Genomic DNA, 20,186 nt, shown 5'->3' with positions numbered 1-20,186 from the left:
CACTTTGCGGCGAGAAAGCGGCATCATTGCCACATTTTCCCGCCGCAAATCGGATCAGCCTGCAGCGGGATCAGGAAAAAAGGAGGCGGCTTTCCGCCGGCCTCCCGCCCTTAAGCGGACGAGAGGGCGATCACGTTACTGGCTTTGGATCGGGCGACCCAAAGCCACGTGAACTACTCGAGCAGCGGCGACCAGGCCGGGTCGGATGCGAAGCCCTGCGTCTGGATCAGTTGCTCGTTGTAACCCGACAGATCGATCGAATAAAGCTGCGGTCCGCCGGAACCGGCACCCTGGCGGAAGAACATCAGGACACGGCCGTTCGGCGCCCAGGTCGGGCCTTCGTTGTGGAAGCCGGTGGTCAGGATACGTTCGCCCGAACCGTCGGTCTTCATCACGCCGATCGAGAACTTGCCGCCCGACTGCTTGGTGAAGGCGATGAGGTCGCCACGCGGAGACCAGACCGGCGTCGAATAGGAGCCGTCGCCGAAGGAGATGCGGCGCTGGCCGGAGCCGTCGGCACCCATGACGTAGATCTGCTGGCGGCCACCGCGGTCGCTTTCAAAGGCGATCTGGCTGCCATCCGGCGAATAGGACGGGGCGGTATCGATCGCGGCGGTGTTGGTCAGGCGCGTCGTGGTGCGCGAGCGCAGGTCCATTGTGTAGATGTTGGCGTTGCCGTCCTGCTGCAGGCTCATGATGACCCGCTGGCCATCCGGCGAGAAGCGCGGCGAGAAGGTCATCCCGGGGAAGTTGCCGACGACCTCGCGCTGTCCGGTTTCCAGCTGCAGCAGGTAGACGCGCGGCTGCTGGTTTTCGAACGACATGTAGGTGACTTCCTGCCGGTTCGGCGAGAAGCGCGGCGTCAGAACGATGTCGTTGGAATTGGTGAGCGCACGGGCGTTGAAGCCGTCCTGGTCCATGATGGCGAGCTGACGCTTGCGTGCCGTCTTCGGGCCGCTCTCGGCGACATAGACAATGCGGGTGTCGAAATAGCCCTTTTCGCCGGTGACGCTCTGATAGATGGCGTCGGCGATGATGTGGGCCACGCGGCGCCAGTTTTCCGGCTGGGTGAAGAACTGCTGGCCGGTCATCTGCTTGTTACCGAACGTATCCCACAGGCGGAACTCGGCCTTCAGCCTGCCGTCGCCTTCCTGCGTCACGCGGCCGGTGACGAGCGCCTGCGCGTTGATCACCTTCCAGTCCTCGAAACGCGGCGTCGCATCCGGATTGCTGATCTTCTCGATGAAGGCGCCCTTGTTGATCGGCGCGAACAGGCCCGAACGCTTCAGGTCCGCCGCAACCACGTCCGAAATCTTCTGGCCGAGTTCGCCCTGGAGAAAGTCCGTGACAGCGATCGGCAGCGGTTCGACGTTGCCCTTGTTGATGTTGATTTCAACTTCAGCATTTGCCGGTGTCACCGCCGCCACGACGGCGGCTAACATGCCCGCGGCCACCATCAGGGCGCGGAAAAGAGAGACCTTGATCATAGGGACAAGCCTTTCAGCTTCGTACGAAGGGTTTGCAGGGGTGGTTTGCTATCCGGCATGGGTTCCAATCCCGGCAGCTCTAGAGTGCGAATTCCGAGGGGTCGAAATTCAGCACGAGGGTATTCCATCCTTTTTCGCCCTCATATTTTTCAGGCGGGAGGTTCTGTAGCGGGGCCGAACGGCGGATCGCGCGCAAGGTGCTGCTTTCAACGGCACGGCGCGTACCTTCCGGACCGCCGGTTGCGGTAACCTCGGGTGTGCCGACGATATTGCCGGCCGGATCCAGCTGCACGCGCACCGTGACACGGACTTCCTCGACGCCGGTCAGGCCTGGCGTCAGTGACCAGTTGCCCTGGATCTGGCCCTTGACGCCATCGATCTCGTTGGCGCTCAAGCCCACACCAATGGTTTTCTTGCCGCCGAGCGCCGCTTCCTGTGTCGAGCGCTTGGCACCACCGGCGGAGGGATCCTGCCGGTTGAGAAGGGCGGCGATCTCGTCGGCGTTGAACTTGCTTTCCTCGGTGGAGGCAGCTTTCTTCTGTTCCTTCGGCGTCGCCTCGTTCTTGCGGTCTGGCGTCTTGGCGCTCTGGGCGGGCTTTTCGACCTTCGGCTTTGCCGCCGGCGTCGGCACCTTCTCAGGCAGCGCTTCGGCTTCCGGGTTCTCGGCCGGCTTTTCCTCGGCGGGTGCCGGCTCCGGCTTCGTCTCCGGCTTCACTTCCTGCTTCGGTTCGGGCAGGGCGGCAACTTCGGTCGCAGGTTCGGAGGCGGGCTTGGATTCCTCGACCTTCTTGATCTCTTGCTCGACCGGATCGGGCGTCGGCTCGGGCTTCTCGTTCTTTTCCGGAGAGGCCGTGGCTTCGCTCTTCGACGGCTTGGCGTTCGGCGTCGGCGGCGTCTTCAGGTCGGTATCGTTGTCGCCGATGTTTTCGGCAGGCTGGTTGGTCTCCGGCCGCTTGGTCGGAACCGGCGACGAGGTCTCCTTCTTCGGCGCCTTCTTGTCGCCCTGCTGAACCTGCGTCATCTCCGAATAGGGAACGATGTCGACAGGCAAAGCCTCGACGTCGGCGACCTGGAAGTCAGCCGGGCTGCCAAGCGACACCAGCGCCCAGGTCAAGACCATGGCGTGGAGGACAGCAGATGTAGCGAGACTGCCCTTCATCGTGGACGATCACTTTTCCTGTTCTTGCAGCGTGACGAGGCCGAGGTTCTTGAAACCGGCGGCCGAGATGCGGGCCATGACCTTCATGACCGTGCCGTAGTCGGCATTGGTGTCACCGCGCACATAGATGCGCTCGTTGTAGCCGGTGGTGGCGATCGCCTCGAGCTTCGGCACCACTTCGTCGATGGCGATCGCGGTTTCCTGCAGGTAGATCTCGCCTGCCGGGTTGACCGAGACAGTGATCGGCTGCGTATCGGAATTGAGCGCCTTTGCCTGCGTTTCCGGTAGATCGATCGGCACGCCGACCGTCATCATCGGTGCTGCCACCATGAAGATGATCAGGAGCACGAGCATGACGTCGACGAACGGCGTCACGTTGATCTCGCTCATCATGGCTTTCTTGCCGCCGCGGCGACGACGTCCGCCACCCGAACCCTTGGCTCCGCCAACCGACATACCCATCAGCGTGGTCTCCGTACTCTCTGGCGATTACTGCGCGGCCTGGCGCGGGTTCTGCAGCTTCTCGTCGATCTGCCGCGACAGGATGGCGGAGAATTCGTCGGCGAAAGCTTCCATGCGTGCCGACAGCTTGCCGGCGTCGGCCGAGAACTTGTTGTAGGCGATAACCGCGGGGATAGCGGCGAGCAGGCCGATCGCGGTGGCGAGCAGTGCTTCGGCGATACCGGGCGCCACGACCGCAAGGTTGGTCGACTTCGAACCGGCGATCGCCTGGAACGAGGTCATGATACCGACGACCGTACCGAAAAGGCCGATGAACGGGGCGGCCGAACCGATGGTCGCGAGCGAGCCGAGACGGGCTTCCAGCGATTCCGATTCCCGGGCGAGCGTCACGTCCATGGCGCGGTCGATACGCATCTGCAGGCCGATCGGCGAACGGGCGCCGCGCTCGAAGCTCTTCTTCCATTCGCGCATGGCGGACACGAAGATCGCACCCATGCCGGCCGTCTGGCGGTCGGCGAGCGTGCGGTAGAGTTCTTCCAGCGACTGGCCGGACCAGAACACCTGCTCGAAGCTGTCGAGCTGGCGGCGGACGCGGCCGTAGTTCAGCGTCTTGTCGACGACGATCGCCCAGGTCCAGACGGAGGCTGCGACCAGCCCCAGCATGACCAGCTTCACGACGAAGCCCGCTTGCATGAATAGCGACCAAAGGCTCACATCGTGTGTTGCCGCGGCCAATCCAACCTGTTCCATCGTCTTCAGTCCCCGAATCCAAACACCCGGCAAGAGCGGTTCATGCTCGTGACCGGGTAGCCCAAACGTCCTGTTTGCAAGAGTGCCCGGCACCGCCGCAGATCGCACCATCGCGACCTTAATTAGCTTTAGGTTGCCTTCTTGCCGTCAATTTTGGTCAAAGGATGACGTGCACTGCACAAATCCTGATGCGATGATTAAGACACCATTATGGTTAAGAGACCGTTACCGTTGTGTGTCTTTGCAGTATCACCCGGCGGTCGGAACTTAGCGTTGCCGAGTACGTTCCTGGGGATGGCCCACCGAACGACAAGACAACGAAGCGAAGGAGAGTCCTCACCGGATCTTGATCCCCGGGACCGATTGATCCTCGCCCTTTACGCCGAGCTCAAGGCCGAGCGGGAAACCCGCGCCGCCCTGGAGGACGCACTCGCCCACGGCGTCGTATCGCTGGAAATCCTCCAGGCCATCATCTCCGATCCGGTTCCCGTGGTGACCGAGGAGGACATTGTTCGCATCGAACGGGTCCTCGCCCGCGATGCGGCCCGGTCCGCAATTCTGGCTAAGGACGCGCCGACCGTCCAGGGTCTCCGTGGAGGCGGGTGATGGCGTCCCTTCGCAGCCCGCTTGCCGAATACAACAAACGCCGCAACTTCGGCGTGACGCGCGAACCAAAGGGCAAGCTTGGTCGCGGCCGGTCCGGCCGCATGCGCTTTCTCGTGCAGAAGCATGACGCCACCCGGCTCCACTACGACTTGCGGCTGGAATGGGACGGTGTCTTGAAGAGCTGGGCGGTCACCCGCGGACCAAGCCTCAATCCGGAAGACAAGCGACTAGCTGTCAGAACCGAGGATCATCCGCTGGCCTATGGCGATTTCGAAGGCACAATCCCCGAAAAGCAATATGGCGGCGGCACCGTCATGTTGTGGGACAGCGGCTGGTGGGAGCCGGAAAACGATCCGGACGAGGGCTTGCGCGAGGGCAAGCTGACATTCCATCTTCACGGTCAGCGGATGCAAGGCGGGTGGGCATTGGTGCGGATGCGGTCACGCCCCGGCGAAAAGCGCGAGAACTGGCTGCTGATCAAGGAGGGTGACGAAATTTCAGCCGAGGATGGCAACGTTCTGCTGGAGGACCATCTGACGAGCGTCAGCACCGGCCGCACCATGGCCGAGATTGCCGATGGGAAGGGCGAACGCAAGAAGCATGTCTGGACCTCCAAGGGGGAGGACAAGGAGGCGAAGGCCGTGACAGTCAAAACATCCAAAGCCGCAACGAAGCCCAAGGACAAAGCAGCAAAGCCGGCAAAGGCGAAGCAAGCCATCTCGGACGAAACCGTGCTTGGAGTGCGCATCACCCATCCGGATCGCGTCCTGTTTGCCGACCAGGGCATCAGCAAGCTCGATCTCGCCCGCTACTACGCCGTCGTCGCCGATCGCATATTGCCCCATGCGGCCGAGCGTCTCCTCTCGCTCGTGCGTGCGCCGCAGGGCGTGAGGGGTCCGCGCTTCTACCAGAAACATGCGAGCGACGGTTTTCCCGACGAGATCAAGGAAGTCCCCGTCGAGGAAAGCTCCGGCGAAACGGAAAACTACATGTATGTGCGCGACGCCAAGGGGCTGGTCGCTGCGGTCCAGATGGGCACGCTGGAGTTCCATATCTGGGGATCGCATGTCGACAAGCTGGAGATCCCCGATCGACTGGTCTTCGACCTTGATCCTGACGAGGGTCTCGACTTCGAGATGGTCAAGGGTGCGGCCGTGGCCTTGCGCGATGCGCTCGACGAGATCGGGCTGAAATCGGCTCCGATGGTCACGGGGGGCAAGGGCGTCCATGTCATCGTGCCGCTGACGGCCCGCGCCAGCTGGCCGGAAGCCAAGGCCTTCGCCAAGACCTTTGCTCAAGGTTTCGCCGATCGCGAACCGGACCGGTTCATCGCCACCATGTCGAAGGAAAAGCGCAAAGGACGCATCTTCATCGACTGGCTGAGGAATGAGCGCGGCGCGACCGCCATTGCCCCCTACTCGACCCGGGCGCGCGCTGACGGACCGGTGGCGACGCCCATCAACTGGGATGAACTTGCCGATCTCAAGTCGGCCAACAGCTTCCACATCCCGGACATCCTCGAGCGGATCGAAAATGGCGCAGACCCCTGGCAGGATGTGTCCAAGATCAGGCAATCCCTGACCAAGACGATCCTGGGCAAGATCGGCGTGAACGAGGCGGACTAGGCCGCCGACGCCCCGCGCAATCCCTCGATCCACGAGCGTAATGCCGTCCCGATCGCGTGCGGATGATCCTCCTGCAGGTAGTGCGCGCCCGCGCCGAGTTTCACCAGGCGGCAATTCGCAAGCTCGTCGGCATAAGCTTCCGCCTCCGCCGGCGAAATGAGCGCACCAGGGTCACCCGAGAACAATAGCTTGGGATATCCTGAGGCGCGAAGCGTGGCGTGATCTGCCGTACTGATAGCGCAGAACTCAGAAGGCGCGCCCTCGATCGGCAGTTCGCGCGGCAGGCGCAGCATGGGGCGGCGGGAAGATGGATCCGGAAACGGTGCCCGATAAGCAGCCATTTCCTCGTCGTTCAGTTGACGCAGGATCGCGTTCGGTACGACCCGTTCGATGAAGACGTTTTCCTCCAGGATCAGCCGCTCGCCGACGCCTTCAGTTCGGAACGCCCTGAACAGTTCGCGGGCCTGAGGCTTTTGATGAAACGCCTCATAAGTTTCAGCCGGCCGGATATATTCCATGAAGGCGAGGCCGAGAACCTTCTCCCGATTGAGTGCGGCAAAGTGGAAGGCAAGCGCCGTTCCCCAATCCTGCGCGACCAGGAAAAGTGGACCGGGGGCGACCTTTTCGATGAAGGCTTCGAGATAGCGGAACTGGTCGAGGAAGGAATAGTCGATATCGGGCTTGTCGGAATGGCCATAGCCGATCAGATCCGGTGCAACGCAGCGCCCGACCGGTGTCACATGCGGCAAGATGTTCCGCCAGATATAGGACGACGTCGGGTTGCCGTGGAGAAACAGGACCGTCGGTCCCGTGCCTTTTTCGATATAGGCCATCGACGATCCGAAAATGTCGACGAATGACTTGCCCGCTGCGAATGCCTCTTCACGCATGCTTCCCTCCATCAAACACGGTTGAAAAAACGATCGTCCTGAACGTTGCAAGCGGCGCCGGGCTGCGATCGACCTTCATGCGCAGCATGGCCCCCTGCCAGGCGCTGAGCAGGAAGTCGGCAAGCTCGGCCGCCGAGCCGAGCGGAGCGATTTCGCCCTTCTCCAGCCCTTCGGCGATGCAGGCCTCGAAGGGACCGCGCCAGGTCGCAAAGAGTTTCGACAGATGTGCCCTGAGCCGTTCATTGTCGAAGGAGGCTTCGAGGCTGAGATTGCCGATCATGCAGCCGCGGCTGTAGTCGGCGTCAGCCAGCTTGCCGGTGATGAGGTCGATGTAGCGACGCAACCGGTCGACGGAGCGCACGCTTCTGTCGCCAAGCGCCTCTTCCACGAGGCCCGAGACATAGGCGAAGTAGCGATCGAGCACCTCGATGACGAAGTCTTCCTTGGACGTGAAGTGATTGGTGAAGGACCCCGGACGGGCGCCCGCAGCCTCGACGATGTCGCGTACGCCGGTCCCGGCGTAGCCTGTGTTCCATACGAGCTGATCGCCCGCCTTCAGAAGATTTTCGCGTATCGATTTTCTGGACATGGCGAAATAATACGTACGTACGTATTATTGTCAATGCACTGAATCGAATGCAGTGAAAACGCGCGTCCACCAACGAAAAACGCCCCTGGAAGGGGCGCCGTGTCTCCGTTCGACTGAAGGAGAGCTCTAGCCCGCGCTCTCCTTCGCATGATGGAATTTGTAGGCGAGCGCCTCGGGCAGCCGACGTGGCCGGCCCTGGCCGTTGATCACGGCGATGATCACCTTGGCGGCGATCAGCAACTGCTCGCCGCGGCGGATCTCCTGCTGCAGCACCATCTTGGCGCCGCCGGCCTTCTCGGTGACGGTGGTAATCGTCAGGATGTCATCCATGCGTGCCGGCAGCTTGAAGTCGATCTCCATGCGATGGACGACGAAGACGAGGCCTTCGCTGTCGCCCTCGATCGCCAGCGTTGCCTGCTCGACGCCGAGCAGCCGCAGGAAATCGGTGCGGGCGCGCTCCATGAAATGCAGGTAGCGGGCGTGATAGACGACGCCGGAAAAGTCGGTGTCTTCGTAATAGACGCGCTGGATCAGCTGATGGCCGTTTTCGGTCAGTTCGCCTGCGAGCGAAATCAGGGACATACTTTTCTCCGAAAGAATTTCCCGTTTCCTGTGCAGGAACAAAAAGCCGTTTGCAAGCATTGCAGCCTTGTCACAATCCTATCCTATCACGTGACGGACTTCCTTTGCGATCAGGAGAACGTGCATGAAGATTGCGATTCTCGGCGGCGACGGTTTCGTCGGTTGGCCCACGGCCCTTCATTTGTCCGATGCCGGTCACGACGTTCATATCCTCGACAATCTCTCCCGCCGATGGATCGATACGGAACTAGGCGTACAATCGCTGACGCCGATGGATTCGATCCAGGAACGCACGCGTATCTGGCATGCCGAAACCGGCCGGCGCATCCATTTCAACCTGATCGATCTCGCCCGCGACTACGAACTCCTGAAGAACTGGCTCGCCGACCATCGCCCTGACGCCATCGTGCATTTTGCCGAACAGCGTGCCGCGCCCTATTCGATGAAGAGCGACCGCCACAAGAACTACACGGTCAACAACAACGTCAACGCCACGCACAATCTTCTGAACGCGCTCGTCGAACTCAGCCTCGACGCCCACCTCGTGCATCTCGGCACCATGGGCGTCTACGGCTACTCCACCATCGGCGCGGCGATCCCCGAGGGCTATCTGCCTGTCGCCATCGAAACGATGGGCGGCGAGACCGTCAGCCAGGAGATCCTCTACCCCTCCAATCCCGGGTCGATCTACCACATGACCAAGTGCCTGGATCAGTTGCTCTTTCAGTTCTATGCCAAGAACGACGGGCTTCGGATCACCGACCTGCATCAGGGCATCGTCTGGGGTACGCATACCGAGCAGACGCGCCGCCACGCCCAGCTCATCAACCGCTTCGACTATGACGGCGACTATGGCACCGTGCTCAATCGTTTCCTCATCCAGGCGGCAATCGGTTATCCGCTGACCGTGCACGGCACCGGCGGCCAGACCCGCGCCTTCATTCACATCCAGGATTCGGTGCGATGCATCGAGCTGGCGCTCACGAACCCACCGGCGCGCGGCAGCCGTGTCGAGATCTTCAACCAGATGACCGAGACCCACCGGGTGCGCGATCTCGCCGAAATGATCGCCTCGATATCGGGGGCTGAGATCGCGTGGTTGCCGAACCCGCGCAAGGAAGCTGCCGAGAACGAACTCGTCGTGCACAATGAGAAATTCCTGAGCCTCGGTCTCAACCCGACGCGGCTGCAGGACGGATTGCTTTCGGAAATCGTCGATGTCGCCAAGAAATTCGCCTATCGTGTCGACAGAACGCGCGTGCCCGCCGTCTCCGCCTGGACCAAGGACATCGCGCCGCTGATCAACCACGACCCAGAGGGCAAGCGGCTGAAATCCGTTTCATGACATCGAACGATCCTTCGGAGGGGCTCCGCCCTTCCTCGCCTCCCCAAGCCGACCATGCCTATGTGACGCTCGTCACCAATGCCGATTATGCGCTTGGCGCCCGCGCACTGGCGCGCTCCATAACACGCACGGGCACGAGGGCCGATATCGTCGTGCTGCACACGGGCGGCGTTTCTGTCGATGTAGTGGCGCCGCTTGCCGAATTCGGCTGCCGGCTGGTGGAGACCGACCTTCTGCCGCTTTCCGACGCCTTCAACGCGCGCCACCAGCGCCGGAACGTGCATGATAAGGCGCCCTTCACGAAAGGCCGAAAGCCCGACTTCCACTCGCCGCTCGACAACTTCTGCAAGCTCCGGCTCTGGCAGCTTACCGAATATCGGCGCTGCGTCTTCATCGACGCCGATGCGGTCGTGCTCCGGAACATCGACCGGCTGTTTGCCTATCCGGAATTCTCCGCTGCCCCCAATGTCTACGAAAGCCTTGCGGACTTTCATCGGCTGAATTCCGGCGTCTTCGTCGCCGAACCGTCAATGGCGACCTTCGACAGGATGATCACCCAGCTTGATGCGCCGGACGCCTTCTGGCCGCGCACCGACCAGACCTTCCTGCAAACCTTCTTCCCGGACTGGCACGGTCTGCCAGTGACGATGAACATGCTGCAATATGTCTGGTTCAACCTGCCCGAACTCTGGGACTGGGGCTCAATCGGCGTGCTGCACTACCAGTATGAAAAGCCCTGGGAGACGGATCATCCGCGCCGGGAGGCCCTGCAGCCGCTTATCGATCTCTGGCATGGCTACCTGACAGGAGAGGATATTCCGGACATCGCATCGCTCACCAACCCGGTCCGCCGATGACCCGGGTGCTTGTCTCCGGCGGCACGGGCTTCGTCGGCCGCTTCATCGTCGAGCATCTGCTGCAGGCGGGGTACGAGGTTGTGATCGGCGGTCGCACGCGGGCCCCAAACACCTTCTTCAGCGGGCCTGTTGGTTTCGTGCCCCTGTCGCTCGATCCGACGATCGATCACAGCGCGGCCTTCGGCAATGTCCAGTGTTTCGTCCATGCCGCCTTCCAGCACATCCCTGGCCGATATCGAGGCGGCGAAGGCGATGATCCCGAGAGCTTCCGCCGCGCCAATCTCGATGGTTCGGTCCGGCTTTTCGAAACGGCACGCGAACAGGGCGTAGGTCGCTGCATCTTCCTTTCGAGCCGCGCGGTCTACGGAACGCACCCAGCAGGCGCCGTGCTGTCGGAGGGATCGACCTGCCATCCCGAGAGCCTCTATGGCGCGCTCAAGCTTGCGGCGGAGCGGCAATTAGAACTGCTGGGCACGGACGACTTCAGGACAGCAAGCCTACGCGTCACCGGCGTCTACGGAGCACCGGGCAACGGGGCGTCGCACAAATGGCAGGCCCTGTTCGACGACTATCTGCAGGGCCGCCCGGTTGCACCGCGGGCCGGCACGGAAGTGCATGGCGACGATGTCGCAACCGCCGTGCGCCTCGTGCTCGAAGCGGAAACGCGCCGCTTGCCGGTTTCGGTCTTCAACGTCTCCGATATCCTCGTCGACAACAGCATCATTCTGGAAATCGTTCGCCAAATCACCGGTTGTATGAACGACCTGCCCGAACCGGCCGCATTGACCGAATTCAACGCGATGGACTGTGGCCGTCTGCGCGCGCTCGGCTGGACGCCGGGCGGGCTCCCGCGGCTGCACGAGACGATCGAAAAGCTGCTCGGCTGAGACCCTGCGTAGAGCCGTTCTGTGTCGATAAAGGACTCCTTTAAGGAGTATTAATTTACAATTTAATACCCCAGGTTGCCGCCGAAAATCCGAGCTATGTTGGCTGCGCGGAACGGTTCCGGTCCGTGCAAAAAGCTCAACCCTCCCGTCGATCGACGGCGCTTCGAAGGAAATCAATCATGCCTATCGAGACGTTGAATCCTGAAGTCTGGAAGCTTGTCGGCACTTTGAACGGTGAATGGAAAACGAATGGCGGCAAGGATTTCGGCTGGGGCACGGTCAAGACCTCATCGCAAACCTTGACTGCAAACGCCTTGCTTTCGGTCTACAAACTGATGCGCGGCAACCAGAATCTGACGCGCGACTACTACCTCGTCGTCGGGGATGTCTATCACGGCATCCAGGGTTCGCCATCCACTCCGTCGTCCAACTGGGTATCGGTCGGCTTTTACGCCAATCACATGAAGCTGCGCCTCGAGACGAACTCGCAGCAGGCGCGGCTCGTAACGTTCGGGCCGAACAGCACCGTCGAGCAAGCGACGATCAGTTTCTCGATCGGCGGCGAGCTCAGCGCCGAATACAGCAAGGAAGGCCCGAAGGGCGGCGCCTCGCTCAGCGCCAATGTCGGTGTCAGCTTCACGGCCTCCGAGGTTTCGTTTGCGGCACGCCCCGCAACGCAATCGATCGAGTGGCAGGCGAGATTGCCCCATGTCGGCTGGGTTTCGGCGGGAGTGCCGGCAAATCCCGGTCGCCCGTCCTATGCCGGTTACATCTGGAATGCGGCCGCGATCATCGAGGTCCCGCAAGGCGCGACACCCAACTTCAAAGGGCGCTTCGAAGTGGACTTCGAGTTCAATTGGACGCGCGGCATTCGCAAGCGGTCGTTCACGCCCGAGATCGATCTCGTCTACCAGTCCCTTACCAGGACGGGCACCAGCGACATCGAGGTTATTCCGCCGCTGCCGACGATACTGGAGACATTGCGCTCCCTCGCCTCTTCGACCGGTCGGGACGGCAAGACCGACACCTTCCTGGCAGCGCTGGAAAACTCTCGTGTGATCGATGCGCTCGGCGACAGCAATCTTGACCAGATCGTCATCGCGCCAACCAACCTGGCCGTCCAGACCTACTTCGACCAGCACCCGCAAATCGCGCTCGAGGCCGTTTCGCCGGCAAACCAGGCCTGGCTCGATAGCTGGGTCGCCGAACGGATCATCAGCACACCGCCCGGCTCTGTTGAACTGGCAACACTCAGTGCGTCGGTAAAGAGCATGAGCGAGGGGGAATGGTACCAGTGCGCGGACGGCCTGCTGCTGGTCACCGACACCTATGAGGTGGCGTCCGGCCTGCGGAGCGCAGTGCGAAGCGGAGCCATCAGGGCCGCCTGACGCGCCGTGACAAACGGGCGCCCTGCTCGCCTCAACAGAGCGGGCGGGCGGAAGCAAACAGGCCTGGCGTCGTCTTGATGCCAGGCTCTTTCAGCGCAAGACCGGACGAACCCGGAATTTGTCGCTCAGCCGAGATCGATCACCACGATCTCCGGCGGCATGCCGAAGCGAACCGGCGCAAGCGAGCAGCCGAGACCGCCGGAAACGATCAGATTGCAATCGTTCTCGGTCACATGGCCATAGGCGTAACGCTCGCCGAAACGCGAGGGCACGACCGGCGCATAGCCGAGAAACCGCACCTGGCCGCCATGGGTATGGCCCGACAGCGTCAGCGCGACACGCGACGGAACACGCGGGAAGACATCCGGCTCATGCGCCATGAGGATGACCGGATCCGTATCGCTCACCTGGGCGAGCGTACCGTCGAGATCGTCGAGACCGCTCATGCGCTTGCGTTGCCACTTCTTGCCGGGCACCAAGGCAAGCTGATCTTCGAGGCCAGCGATCCAGAAGCCCTGCCCCTCCTTCTCCAGTCTCACCGCCCGGTTGCTATAGACGTTGATGCCGACGTCCTGCAGCGCCTTGTGCCCGAAGGTCGGCCCGCCGCCGTTCTTCTGCGCGGTCCGGTCTTCCCACCAGTCATGATTGCCCATGACCGCGTGGACGCCGAGCGGCGCCTCGAGTGTGGCCAGCGCCTTCGACCATTCGCTGGAATGCACATAGCTGGTGACGAGGTTCATGCCGGCCACATAGTCGCCGAGCAGCAGCGTGATATCGCCGCCAAGGCTGTTGGCCTGCCGGCAGATCGAAGCGATACGGCTTGCCGGCATCCAGGGCTCGCACGCGTGGATGTCGGTGAGCACGACGGCGCGCAGCTTGAGGCCTGGTGTCCAATTGGGTGGCGTCAGTTTGTATCGGGTGACGTTCAGCCGGGCCAGAGGTTCGACGGCAAAGGCGTAGCCGCCCAGTGCCGCCATGCTGACGATACCGCCGCCGATCAGTTTCAACAATCCGCGGCGGCTGATCATCTAGTCGTCGTCCTCTAATGTCAGGCGAAACTGGGTCGCCTCCATCTCCCTGGGGGGATTAAGGCCGATATGTTTCCAGGCATTGGCGGTCAAAATACGGCCGCGCGGCGTGCGTTGGATGAAGCCCTGCTGGATCAGATAGGGCTCGATGATGTCTTCGATCGCATCACGCGGCTCCGAAAGGCCCGCAGCGATGGTCTCGATGCCGACGGGACCGCCGCCAAAGTTCTGCGCGATCATGAAGAGGTAGCGCCGGTCGAGCTGGTCGAGGCCCATATTGTCGACGAGCAGCCGCGTCAGCGCCTCGTCCGCGAGCTCCTTGGTCACGGCTTCGGCACGCGCCACTTCGGCGAAGTCGCGCACCCGGCGCAACAGCCGGCCAGCGATGCGCGGCGTACCGCGGGCGCGGCGGGCGATCTCGCGGGCGCCGTCGTCGGTCATGCCGAGGCCCATCAGCCGGGCGCCACGCCGGACGATCGATTCCAGCTCTTCGACCGTGTAGAAATTGAGCCGCACCGGAATGCCGAAACGGTCGCGAAGCGGCGTCGTCAGAAGCCCGAGGCGGGTGGTTGCCGCCACCAGCGTGAACTTCGACAGGTCGATCTTCACCGACCGCGCCGCCGGGCCTTCGCCGATGATGAGGTCGAGCTGGAAGTCCTCCATCGCAGGATAGAGGATTTCCTCGACGGCCGGATTGAGCCGGTGGATTTCGTCGATGAAGAGCACGTCGCGCTCTTCGAGATTGGTGAGCAGGGCCGCGAGATCGCCGGCCTTGGCGATCACAGGGCCGGAAGTCGAGCGGAAATTGACGCCGAGCTCCTTGGCCATGATCTGCGCCAGCGTCGTCTTGCCGAGCCCGGGAGGGCCGACGAAGAGCACGTGGTCCAGCGCCTCGCCGCGGTTTTTCGCCGCCTCGATGAAGATCTTCAGGTTGGCGCGCGCTTCCGCCTGGCCGGTAAAGTCATCCAGCGTCTGCGGGCGCATGGTCGCATCGAGGTCTTCACCGCGCTTTTCCGGCGTTATCAGGCGTGCGGCGTCAGTCATGCGTTCGTTCCATTCGGTCGGGCAGCTCAGCGCTGCAACCCGTCATCATGCCGGGCACGATGCGTTCTGCCTTCTGTGCCCAGCCAAGGCAAGCGTTCATCGCGCCAGTTCTTTCAGGCCAAGGCGAATGAGCTTGGCGCTGTCGCCGCCTTCGCCGCCGTTCTTCAAGGCCGCCGCAACGGCATTGGCCGCCTGGTCGCGCGAGTAGCCGAGATTGGTGAGCGCCGAAACCGCATCGGAAACCGGCGCGGAGGCGACGCCTTCGCCAAGCTCCTGCTTGAGGCCGATCGAGGCCGACATCTCGCCGGCGAAGGACGGCGCCTTGTTCTTCAGTTCCGTGACGATGCGCACCGCCACCTTGGGCCCGACACCGGGCGCACGGGAGACGGAGGTCTTGTCCTGCAGCGCGATCGCATTGGCCAATTCCCCCGGCGTCAGGGTGGAAAGCACGGCCAGCGCCACTTTCGAGCCGACCCCCTGCACGCTCTGCAACAGCCGGAACCATTCCCGCTCCAGCGCCGTCAGGAAGCCGAACAGCTTCAACTGGTCTTCGCGCACATACGTCTCGATGAAGAGCACCGCCGCCTCGCCCGCCGATCCGAGCCTGGACAGCGTGCGCGCCGAACAAAAGGCAACGTAGCCGACGCCATGCACATCGAGCACGACGTGATCCTCGGCGATCTCGTCGATGGTACCCTTCAATTTGCCGATCATGTGGCGTCTCTCGCGGTGGGTTCTGGATGGTCATCGGACCATCGGAAATTATCGTGTCGGGCGCAACTACGCCATCAATGCGGCAAGCCGGCTCGTCACCGATTGCCGGTTGTGGGCATGGCAGATAGCGATCGCCAGTGCGTCCGCCGCATCGTTGCCCTTGAACTCGGCCTTCGGCATCAGAACCTTCAGCATCATGTGGATCTGCTGCTTCTCGCCATGGCCGACACCGATCACCGCCTTCTTGACCGCGTTCGGCGCATATTCGGCGACCCTGAGGCCTGCGCGTGCCGGCACCAGCATGGCGATGCCGCGCGCCTGGCCGAGTTTCAGCGTCGCTGTCGCGTCCTTGTTGACGAAGGTCTGCTCCACCGCCGCCTCGTGTGGCTGATAGCTGTGCACCACCTCGGCAAGGCCGTCATGCAGCTGGCAAAGTCTGGAGGCGAGGTCCATGTCACCATCCGACGTCACCGTGCCCGAGGCGACGAAACGCAACGAATTGCCGAGCGTCTCGATGATGCCCCAGCCGGTACGACGGAGCCCCGGATCGATGCCGATGATGCGAATCGTGGTCTGCATGAATTTCACCCTATGATGTCAGTCCGGACGCTGCCAGCAAAAAGTGAACAAAACAAAAACATACGCACAGTTGAGGCGCGGCCTCAGGTTTTCTTCGGCACCGCCCTTGGATTGAGGAAAATTGAGCTTACATAGCCTTGCATCAATTTCTCTCAATAAAGGCCTTTGCCATGGCGACTTTCTCCGTCCTCGATCTTTCCCCGATCACTGAAGGCGGCAGCGTCGCCCAATCGCTGGAGAATTCGCGCCGTCTGGCCCAGGCGGCCGAGGAGAACGGCTACACCCGCTTCTGGCTGGCCGAACATCACGGCATGAAGGGCATCGCCAGTGCGGCGACCTCGATCGTGATCTCGCACGTGGCGGCAGCGACGAAGACGATCCGTGTCGGCTCCGGCGGCATCATGCTGCCGAACCACTCGCCGCTTGTCATCGCCGAACAGTTCGGAACGCTCGCCGCCCTCTACCCCGGCCGCATCGACCTCGGCCTCGGCCGTGCGCCCGGAACCGACATGCGCACCGCCCAGGCCCTCCGACGCAACATGGAGGCGAGCGGCAACAACTTCCCGAACGACGTCGTCGAACTGCAGGCACTGCTCGGCCCCGTCGCCGAGGACCAGAAGATCATCGCCGTGCCCGGCGCCGACACCAATGTGCCGATCTGGCTGCTCGGCTCAAGCCATTTCAGCGCCCATCTCGCCGGCATGCTCGGCCTGCCCTTCGCCTTCGCCTCGCATTTCGCGCCGGACATGCTGCTCTCGGCGCTGGAGATCTACCGCGAGCGCTTTACCCCCTCCGAGACCCTTGCCAAGCCGCAGGTGATGGTCGGCGTCATGGGGGTTGCCGCCGATACGGACGAGGAGGCGAACTACCTCTTCACCTCCATGCAGCAATCCTTCGTGGCCCTGCGCCGCAACGCGCGCGGGCAGTTTCCGCCGCCGGTCCAGTCGATGGATGGGCTTTGGAGCTATGACGAGAAGATCTTCGTCGACCATTCGATGATGTATGCGGTGGTCGGAGGGCCAGAGACGATCCGGCGCAAGATCGGGGCGTTCCTCGAGCAGACAAAGGCCGACGAACTGATCATCTCCATGCCGATCTTCGACATGCAGGCGCGGCTGAATTCGCTTCGCCTCTTCGCCGACGCCCAGCGCGATCTCGCCAAGGCGGCGTAAAGCCGGCCGATCAGATCGCCCCGAAAGCGGGTGCGATCTCTTCCAGATTGGCAAAGAACCGATCCGGCCCGAGCCCTTGCAGGAAGACCGGGTCGGCATAGCCCCAGGCAACCGCACCGGCCGCCACGCCCGCCTTTCGCGCCGCATCGATATCGCGCGCCTCGTCGCCGATCGCCAGGATGCGAGCCGCATCGAGGCCGGAGTGCCGGATCGCACGCTTGAAGTGCTGTGCCTTGCCGAAAAGCGCGGCACCGCATTCGAAGAGATCAATCGTCGCTGCCGCTTCGCCGAGTGCGGCGCGAATACCCTGCTCCGCGTTCGAACTCACGATCGCAATGCCGATGCCCGCCGCCTTCAATTTCCAGAGAAGCTCAGCGGCGCCCGGAAACAGCCGGACGCTTGCCGCTTCAGTCGCCATAGCACGGCGCATGAAGGTGGCGATCTGCGGCAGTTTCCAAACGGGCACGCCGAGATGCGCGATGATCTCGCGGCTGCCCATGGTGCGCAACGACTGGAACTCCTCGACCGAGAGTTCGCGGAAGCCGTAGCGCCGTGCAGCCGCGTTGCACGCCGTCATGAAACTCGCCGCCGTATCGGCAAGCGTGCCGTCGAAATCGAAGATCGCGAATTCATAGGTCATCGGGCCATCCAAAGAAAAACCCGCGGCCTTTCGGACGCGGGTGAAAATTCTGCGAGCGACGGTCGTCCCAATCAGGCCGACAGCTTCGCCAGGATCTCGTCCGAGACTTCGAAGTTCGAATAGACGTTCTGGACGTCGTCGTCGTCTTCAAGGATGTCGATGAGCTTCATCAGCGACTGCGCCTTTTCTTCATCGACCGGAACGGTGTTCTGTGCCTTCCAGATCGCCTTCACCGTTTCGGCTTCGCCGAGCGTGTCTTCGAGCGCCTTGGACACTTCGCCGATCGCCTCAAAACCGCAGATGATCGTGTGGCCGTCCTCGTCGGTGGTGACGTCGTCGGCACCCGCTTCGATCGCCGCATCCATCACCTTGTCGGCGTCACCGACGGAGAGCTTGTAGGTGATCTCGCCGACGCGATCGAAGGAGAAGGAAACCGAGCCGGTTTCGCCGAGCGCGCCGCCGGCCTTGGTGAAGGTCGAGCGCACGTTCGAGGCGGTGCGGTTGCGGTTGTCGGTCAAGGCTTCGACGATGACGGCAACGCCGCCCGGGCCATACCCCTCGTAGCGGACTTCTTCGTAGTTCTCCGCGTCGCCGCCGGAGGCCTTCTTGATCGCCCGTTCGATGTTGTCCTTCGGCATCGACTGCGCCTTGGCGTTCTGGATCGCCAGGCGCAGGCGCGCGTTCATCGCGGGATCGGGCATGCCCGACTTGGCGGCAACCGTGATTTCGCGCGCGAGCTTGGAAAACATTTTGGAGCGCACCGCATCCTGACGGCCCTTGCGGTGCATGATGTTCTTGAACTGTGAATGGCCAGCCATGGCACCCTCTGCATGCATTAATTTGAATGGAATGGGGCGCCTTATAGTTTTATTGCCGCTTTCCGTCCAGCCGGGGGGCGGTTTTTCAGTTGGCCGAGACCTGCGCGCGGCTCAAGAGGAAGCTGTGTCCGTCGTCACGGCGGCAGGAAAGGCCAGTGCGTTCCGACACGCAGGAGAACGGCCCTCGCGACCAGCTTTGCCCATAGTCGAGCACAGTCTCAGTCGAGCAGCAGCTCGGATCGCCGACGGCGTGATTGAGCGTGGCGGCTCCCGCCCGGCCAAGGGTCGCCCTGACATAACGCGGCGCGACGATATCGCAGGCCAGCTCCGGACCGCCATCGGCGGGCTGATAGACGGACGTGCCGCCGGCCGGCGTGTAGATACAGCCGATATTGCCCGAGGGCATCGCGAAGATCTCCGGCTCACCCGCCGGTCGGACCGTGGTCTCCGGCTGGCTTTGCGGCTGTTGCCCCTCGGGAGACGGCATGCGCGGCGGCGGCGCGCCACCGGCCTCGGCAAGAGTCGAGAAGGAGAGAAAGAACGATACGCCAACCACGAGCAACTTCATCGGGCGATCCCAGGATGTTCAAACGCCCTTGAGGATATAAATCAGTGGTTTGCTTGGCAAGGAACGCAGGGATACTTTGATACTGGCGCTGTCGGCGTAACGCTTGTCGTAGTCGTCGCCGAACATGTCCAGAAAGGCGTCGATCGGCGGGCCACGGCGGTGCATCGGCAGGATCAGCGTGGCGCGCAGCCGGCTGACCACCCGGCTCATGCTCTCGGCACCCATGGTCAGGCCGCCATCGACAGGCACCATGAGCACGTCCAGCCGGCCAATCTGGCTGTAGTGGCTGTCGTCGAGTTCATGGTGCAGATGGCCCAGATGGCCGATGCAGAGATCCGCCACCTCGAAGATGAAGATCGAGTTCCCGTCGTGCTCCATGGCGCCGCCGCCGGCGCGGATGTCGGTCGTCACGTTGCGGATGTGGGCGTCGCCGACCACGAGATCGTGGCGCGCCGGTTGGCCGCTATCGCTCCAGCCATGCAGCACGGTCTTGATCGCCGGATCCGGCGTCAGCGTGTAGTGGCTCGAATGCGCCTTGTTCATGGTCGCGACCATCGGCGGCATCGACGGTGCATACCAGCCGCTATAGTCGGTTGCGATCGAGACGCCGCCGGGCGTCTCGATCAGGAAGGTGGAATGGCCGAGATAGCTGATCGTCACCTCGCCGGCCGTCGTCTGCCCCTTGGTGGCAGCCGCGGGCGTGAAACTGGCAAAGGTTGCCTGGGGGAGCGTTTCGGCGATCGCCTGGCATTGGCTGACAGGGCGCGGCTGTTGCTGCGCATGGGCGACCGATGGCCAGAACGCGTGGATGAACCATATGGCGGCGAATGTGTAGACAAAGTACCGGAGCATCAGCCTTCACCTCTCTCACTTGCCGCCTGACCTCGGGCCTTGGGGGCACGCGGCAGGCAGGTATTGAACAGCGAATGGAAGCCTTTGCCTTCGCTCGACCGAACGGTGGCGTCACGGGGCGCGGAAAGAATTGTTCAAGGGCCC

The 20,186-nt window shown here is 62.5% G+C and carries 22 protein-coding genes; 7 read left to right on the top strand and 15 right to left on the bottom strand.

The annotated features are described in order from the left end of the window. Nucleotides 1-173: 173 nt before the first annotated feature. The 4 genes from tolB to tolQ form a co-directional block, all read right to left on the bottom strand. A complete protein-coding gene (gene tolB, locus IB262_RS18840) occupies nucleotides 174-1,487 on the bottom strand; it encodes a Tol-Pal system beta propeller repeat protein TolB (protein WP_034806253.1) in 1,314 nt (437 codons plus the stop codon). Between the two features lie 79 nt (nucleotides 1,488-1,566). Then, nucleotides 1,567-2,646 carry a hypothetical protein gene (locus IB262_RS18835; protein ID WP_034806249.1) on the bottom strand — a complete coding sequence of 360 codons (1,080 nt, stop codon included), beginning with the start codon at nucleotides 2,644-2,646 and terminating at the stop codon, nucleotides 1,567-1,569. 9 nt (nucleotides 2,647-2,655) lie between these two features. Continuing rightward, nucleotides 2,656-3,108, bottom strand: coding sequence for a protein TolR (tolR, locus tag IB262_RS18830; protein ID WP_034806246.1), 453 nt, complete (start codon nucleotides 3,106-3,108; stop codon nucleotides 2,656-2,658). 27 nt (nucleotides 3,109-3,135) lie between these two features. Continuing rightward, nucleotides 3,136-3,858 carry a protein TolQ gene (gene tolQ, locus IB262_RS18825; protein WP_034806243.1) on the bottom strand — a complete coding sequence of 241 codons (723 nt, stop codon included), beginning with the start codon at nucleotides 3,856-3,858 and terminating at the stop codon, nucleotides 3,136-3,138. Between the two features lie 294 nt (nucleotides 3,859-4,152). Here tolQ and IB262_RS18820 point away from each other — a divergent pair, with 294 nt between their 5' ends. Together IB262_RS18820 and ligD are read left to right on the top strand one after the other, a co-directional pair. Then, nucleotides 4,153-4,464 (top strand): hypothetical protein, encoded by a 312-nt coding sequence (locus IB262_RS18820; protein WP_112976692.1) that lies wholly within the window; start codon nucleotides 4,153-4,155, stop codon nucleotides 4,462-4,464. Then, a complete protein-coding gene (ligD, locus tag IB262_RS18815) occupies nucleotides 4,464-6,089 on the top strand; it encodes a non-homologous end-joining DNA ligase (RefSeq protein ID WP_112976693.1) in 1,626 nt (541 codons plus the stop codon). The genes IB262_RS18820 and ligD overlap by 1 nt, the downstream gene beginning before the upstream one ends. Here ligD and IB262_RS18810 read toward each other — a convergent pair. From IB262_RS18810 to ybgC, 3 genes are all read right to left on the bottom strand, one after another. Continuing rightward, nucleotides 6,086-6,979, bottom strand: a complete 894-nt coding sequence (locus tag IB262_RS18810) for a haloalkane dehalogenase (protein WP_162728842.1) — start codon at nucleotides 6,977-6,979, stop codon at nucleotides 6,086-6,088. The genes ligD and IB262_RS18810 overlap by 4 nt on opposite strands. Further along, complete coding sequence (locus tag IB262_RS18805) at nucleotides 6,972-7,568, bottom strand: TetR/AcrR family transcriptional regulator (protein ID WP_034806234.1); 597 nt, start codon at nucleotides 7,566-7,568, stop codon at nucleotides 6,972-6,974. The genes IB262_RS18810 and IB262_RS18805 overlap by 8 nt, the downstream gene beginning before the upstream one ends. Before the next feature lie 126 nt (nucleotides 7,569-7,694). After that, nucleotides 7,695-8,150 (bottom strand): tol-pal system-associated acyl-CoA thioesterase, encoded by a 456-nt coding sequence (gene ybgC / locus IB262_RS18800; protein WP_034806232.1) that lies wholly within the window; start codon nucleotides 8,148-8,150, stop codon nucleotides 7,695-7,697. A 124-nt stretch (nucleotides 8,151-8,274) separates the two neighbouring features. Between ybgC and IB262_RS18795 the strand changes: the two genes are divergently transcribed. The 4 genes from IB262_RS18795 (at nucleotide 8,275) to IB262_RS18780 (ending at nucleotide 12,627) form a co-directional block, all read left to right on the top strand. After that, on the top strand, nucleotides 8,275-9,495 hold the full coding sequence (locus IB262_RS18795) for an NAD-dependent epimerase/dehydratase family protein (protein ID WP_112976695.1): 1,221 nt from the start codon (nucleotides 8,275-8,277) through the stop codon (nucleotides 9,493-9,495). Further along, nucleotides 9,492-10,352: a glycosyltransferase gene (locus IB262_RS18790; RefSeq protein ID WP_112976696.1), complete on the top strand. Its 861-nt coding sequence runs from the start codon at nucleotides 9,492-9,494 to the stop codon at nucleotides 10,350-10,352. The genes IB262_RS18795 and IB262_RS18790 overlap by 4 nt, the downstream gene beginning before the upstream one ends. Continuing rightward, a complete protein-coding gene (locus tag IB262_RS18785; RefSeq protein ID WP_112976697.1) occupies nucleotides 10,349-11,239 on the top strand; it encodes an NAD(P)-dependent oxidoreductase in 891 nt (296 codons plus the stop codon). The genes IB262_RS18790 and IB262_RS18785 overlap by 4 nt, the downstream gene beginning before the upstream one ends. 179 nt (nucleotides 11,240-11,418) lie before the next feature. Beyond that, on the top strand, nucleotides 11,419-12,627 hold the full coding sequence (locus IB262_RS18780; RefSeq protein WP_112976698.1) for a hypothetical protein: 1,209 nt from the start codon (nucleotides 11,419-11,421) through the stop codon (nucleotides 12,625-12,627). A gap of 125 nt (nucleotides 12,628-12,752) precedes the next feature. Here the strand turns inward: IB262_RS18780 and IB262_RS18775 are convergent, their stop codons facing one another. The 4 genes from IB262_RS18775 to ruvC all read right to left on the bottom strand — a co-directional run bounded on the left by IB262_RS18775 (nucleotide 12,753) and on the right by ruvC (nucleotide 15,992). Next, nucleotides 12,753-13,655, bottom strand: a complete 903-nt coding sequence (locus tag IB262_RS18775; protein WP_034806217.1) for a metallophosphoesterase — start codon at nucleotides 13,653-13,655, stop codon at nucleotides 12,753-12,755. Then, nucleotides 13,656-14,699: a Holliday junction branch migration DNA helicase RuvB gene (gene ruvB / locus IB262_RS18770; RefSeq protein WP_112976699.1), complete on the bottom strand. Its 1,044-nt coding sequence runs from the start codon at nucleotides 14,697-14,699 to the stop codon at nucleotides 13,656-13,658. Nucleotides 14,700-14,795: 96 nt separating this feature from the next. Beyond that, nucleotides 14,796-15,413 carry a Holliday junction branch migration protein RuvA gene (gene ruvA / locus IB262_RS18765; RefSeq protein ID WP_034806211.1) on the bottom strand — a complete coding sequence of 206 codons (618 nt, stop codon included), beginning with the start codon at nucleotides 15,411-15,413 and terminating at the stop codon, nucleotides 14,796-14,798. Nucleotides 15,414-15,479: 66 nt separating this feature from the next. After that, nucleotides 15,480-15,992, bottom strand: coding sequence for a crossover junction endodeoxyribonuclease RuvC (gene ruvC / locus IB262_RS18760; RefSeq protein WP_034806209.1), 513 nt, complete (start codon nucleotides 15,990-15,992; stop codon nucleotides 15,480-15,482). A 170-nt stretch (nucleotides 15,993-16,162) separates the two neighbouring features. On the opposite strand from ruvC, the gene IB262_RS18755 reads away from it, so the two are divergent. After that, nucleotides 16,163-17,164: an LLM class flavin-dependent oxidoreductase gene (locus IB262_RS18755; RefSeq protein ID WP_060518594.1), complete on the top strand. Its 1,002-nt coding sequence runs from the start codon at nucleotides 16,163-16,165 to the stop codon at nucleotides 17,162-17,164. Nucleotides 17,165-17,174: 10 nt separating this feature from the next. Here the strand turns inward: IB262_RS18755 and IB262_RS18750 are convergent, their stop codons facing one another. The 4 genes from IB262_RS18750 to IB262_RS18735 all read right to left on the bottom strand — a co-directional run bounded on the left by IB262_RS18750 (nucleotide 17,175) and on the right by IB262_RS18735 (nucleotide 20,045). Further along, a complete protein-coding gene (locus tag IB262_RS18750) occupies nucleotides 17,175-17,804 on the bottom strand; it encodes an HAD hydrolase-like protein (RefSeq protein ID WP_034806206.1) in 630 nt (209 codons plus the stop codon). Between the two features lie 71 nt (nucleotides 17,805-17,875). Further along, complete coding sequence (locus tag IB262_RS18745; RefSeq protein WP_043625539.1) at nucleotides 17,876-18,622, bottom strand: YebC/PmpR family DNA-binding transcriptional regulator; 747 nt, start codon at nucleotides 18,620-18,622, stop codon at nucleotides 17,876-17,878. Nucleotides 18,623-18,707: 85 nt separating this feature from the next. Next, a complete protein-coding gene (locus IB262_RS18740; protein WP_112976700.1) occupies nucleotides 18,708-19,190 on the bottom strand; it encodes a hypothetical protein in 483 nt (160 codons plus the stop codon). 18 nt (nucleotides 19,191-19,208) lie between these two features. Then, a complete protein-coding gene (locus IB262_RS18735) occupies nucleotides 19,209-20,045 on the bottom strand; it encodes an MBL fold metallo-hydrolase (protein ID WP_112976701.1) in 837 nt (278 codons plus the stop codon). Nucleotides 20,046-20,186 lie beyond the last annotated feature (141 nt).

Origin of the sequence: Ensifer sp. ENS02, from assembly GCF_014851885.1 — a bacterium.
GTDB lineage: Bacteria > Pseudomonadota > Alphaproteobacteria > Rhizobiales > Rhizobiaceae > Ensifer > Ensifer adhaerens.
Note: the sequence above shows the minus strand (reverse complement) of the source record. Positions and strands in the feature narration are given on the sequence as shown.

Bases quoted from the DNA above. Each gene is read 5' to 3' on its own strand.
- IB262_RS18835 (WP_034806249.1), bottom strand. From the start codon at position 2,646: ATGAAGGGCAGTCTCGCTACATCTGCTGTCCTCCACGCCATGGTCTTG.
- ruvB (WP_112976699.1), bottom strand. From the start codon at position 14,699: ATGACTGACGCCGCACGCCTGATAACGCCGGAAAAGCGCGGTGAAGAC.
- IB262_RS18795 (WP_112976695.1), top strand. From the start codon at position 8,275: ATGAAGATTGCGATTCTCGGCGGCGACGGTTTCGTCGGTTGGCCCACG.
- tolR (WP_034806246.1), bottom strand. From the start codon at position 3,108: ATGGGTATGTCGGTTGGCGGAGCCAAGGGTTCGGGTGGCGGACGTCGT.
- IB262_RS18780 (WP_112976698.1), top strand. From the start codon at position 11,419: ATGCCTATCGAGACGTTGAATCCTGAAGTCTGGAAGCTTGTCGGCACT.
- tolQ (WP_034806243.1), bottom strand. From the start codon at position 3,858: ATGGAACAGGTTGGATTGGCCGCGGCAACACACGATGTGAGCCTTTGG.
- IB262_RS18755 (WP_060518594.1), top strand. From the start codon at position 16,163: ATGGCGACTTTCTCCGTCCTCGATCTTTCCCCGATCACTGAAGGCGGC.
- ruvC (WP_034806209.1), bottom strand. From the start codon at position 15,992: ATGCAGACCACGATTCGCATCATCGGCATCGATCCGGGGCTCCGTCGT.
- IB262_RS18750 (WP_034806206.1), bottom strand. From the start codon at position 17,804: ATGACCTATGAATTCGCGATCTTCGATTTCGACGGCACGCTTGCCGAT.
- ybgC (WP_034806232.1), bottom strand. From the start codon at position 8,150: ATGTCCCTGATTTCGCTCGCAGGCGAACTGACCGAAAACGGCCATCAG.
- IB262_RS18790 (WP_112976696.1), top strand. From the start codon at position 9,492: ATGACATCGAACGATCCTTCGGAGGGGCTCCGCCCTTCCTCGCCTCCC.
- IB262_RS18805 (WP_034806234.1), bottom strand. From the start codon at position 7,568: ATGTCCAGAAAATCGATACGCGAAAATCTTCTGAAGGCGGGCGATCAG.
- ligD (WP_112976693.1), top strand. From the start codon at position 4,464: ATGGCGTCCCTTCGCAGCCCGCTTGCCGAATACAACAAACGCCGCAAC.
- ruvA (WP_034806211.1), bottom strand. From the start codon at position 15,413: ATGATCGGCAAATTGAAGGGTACCATCGACGAGATCGCCGAGGATCAC.
- IB262_RS18810 (WP_162728842.1), bottom strand. From the start codon at position 6,979: ATGCGTGAAGAGGCATTCGCAGCGGGCAAGTCATTCGTCGACATTTTC.
- IB262_RS18820 (WP_112976692.1), top strand. From the start codon at position 4,153: ATGGCCCACCGAACGACAAGACAACGAAGCGAAGGAGAGTCCTCACCG.
- IB262_RS18785 (WP_112976697.1), top strand. From the start codon at position 10,349: ATGACCCGGGTGCTTGTCTCCGGCGGCACGGGCTTCGTCGGCCGCTTC.
- IB262_RS18775 (WP_034806217.1), bottom strand. From the start codon at position 13,655: ATGATCAGCCGCCGCGGATTGTTGAAACTGATCGGCGGCGGTATCGTC.
- tolB (WP_034806253.1), bottom strand. From the start codon at position 1,487: ATGATCAAGGTCTCTCTTTTCCGCGCCCTGATGGTGGCCGCGGGCATG.
- IB262_RS18740 (WP_112976700.1), bottom strand. From the start codon at position 19,190: ATGAAGTTGCTCGTGGTTGGCGTATCGTTCTTTCTCTCCTTCTCGACT.
- IB262_RS18745 (WP_043625539.1), bottom strand. From the start codon at position 18,622: ATGGCTGGCCATTCACAGTTCAAGAACATCATGCACCGCAAGGGCCGT.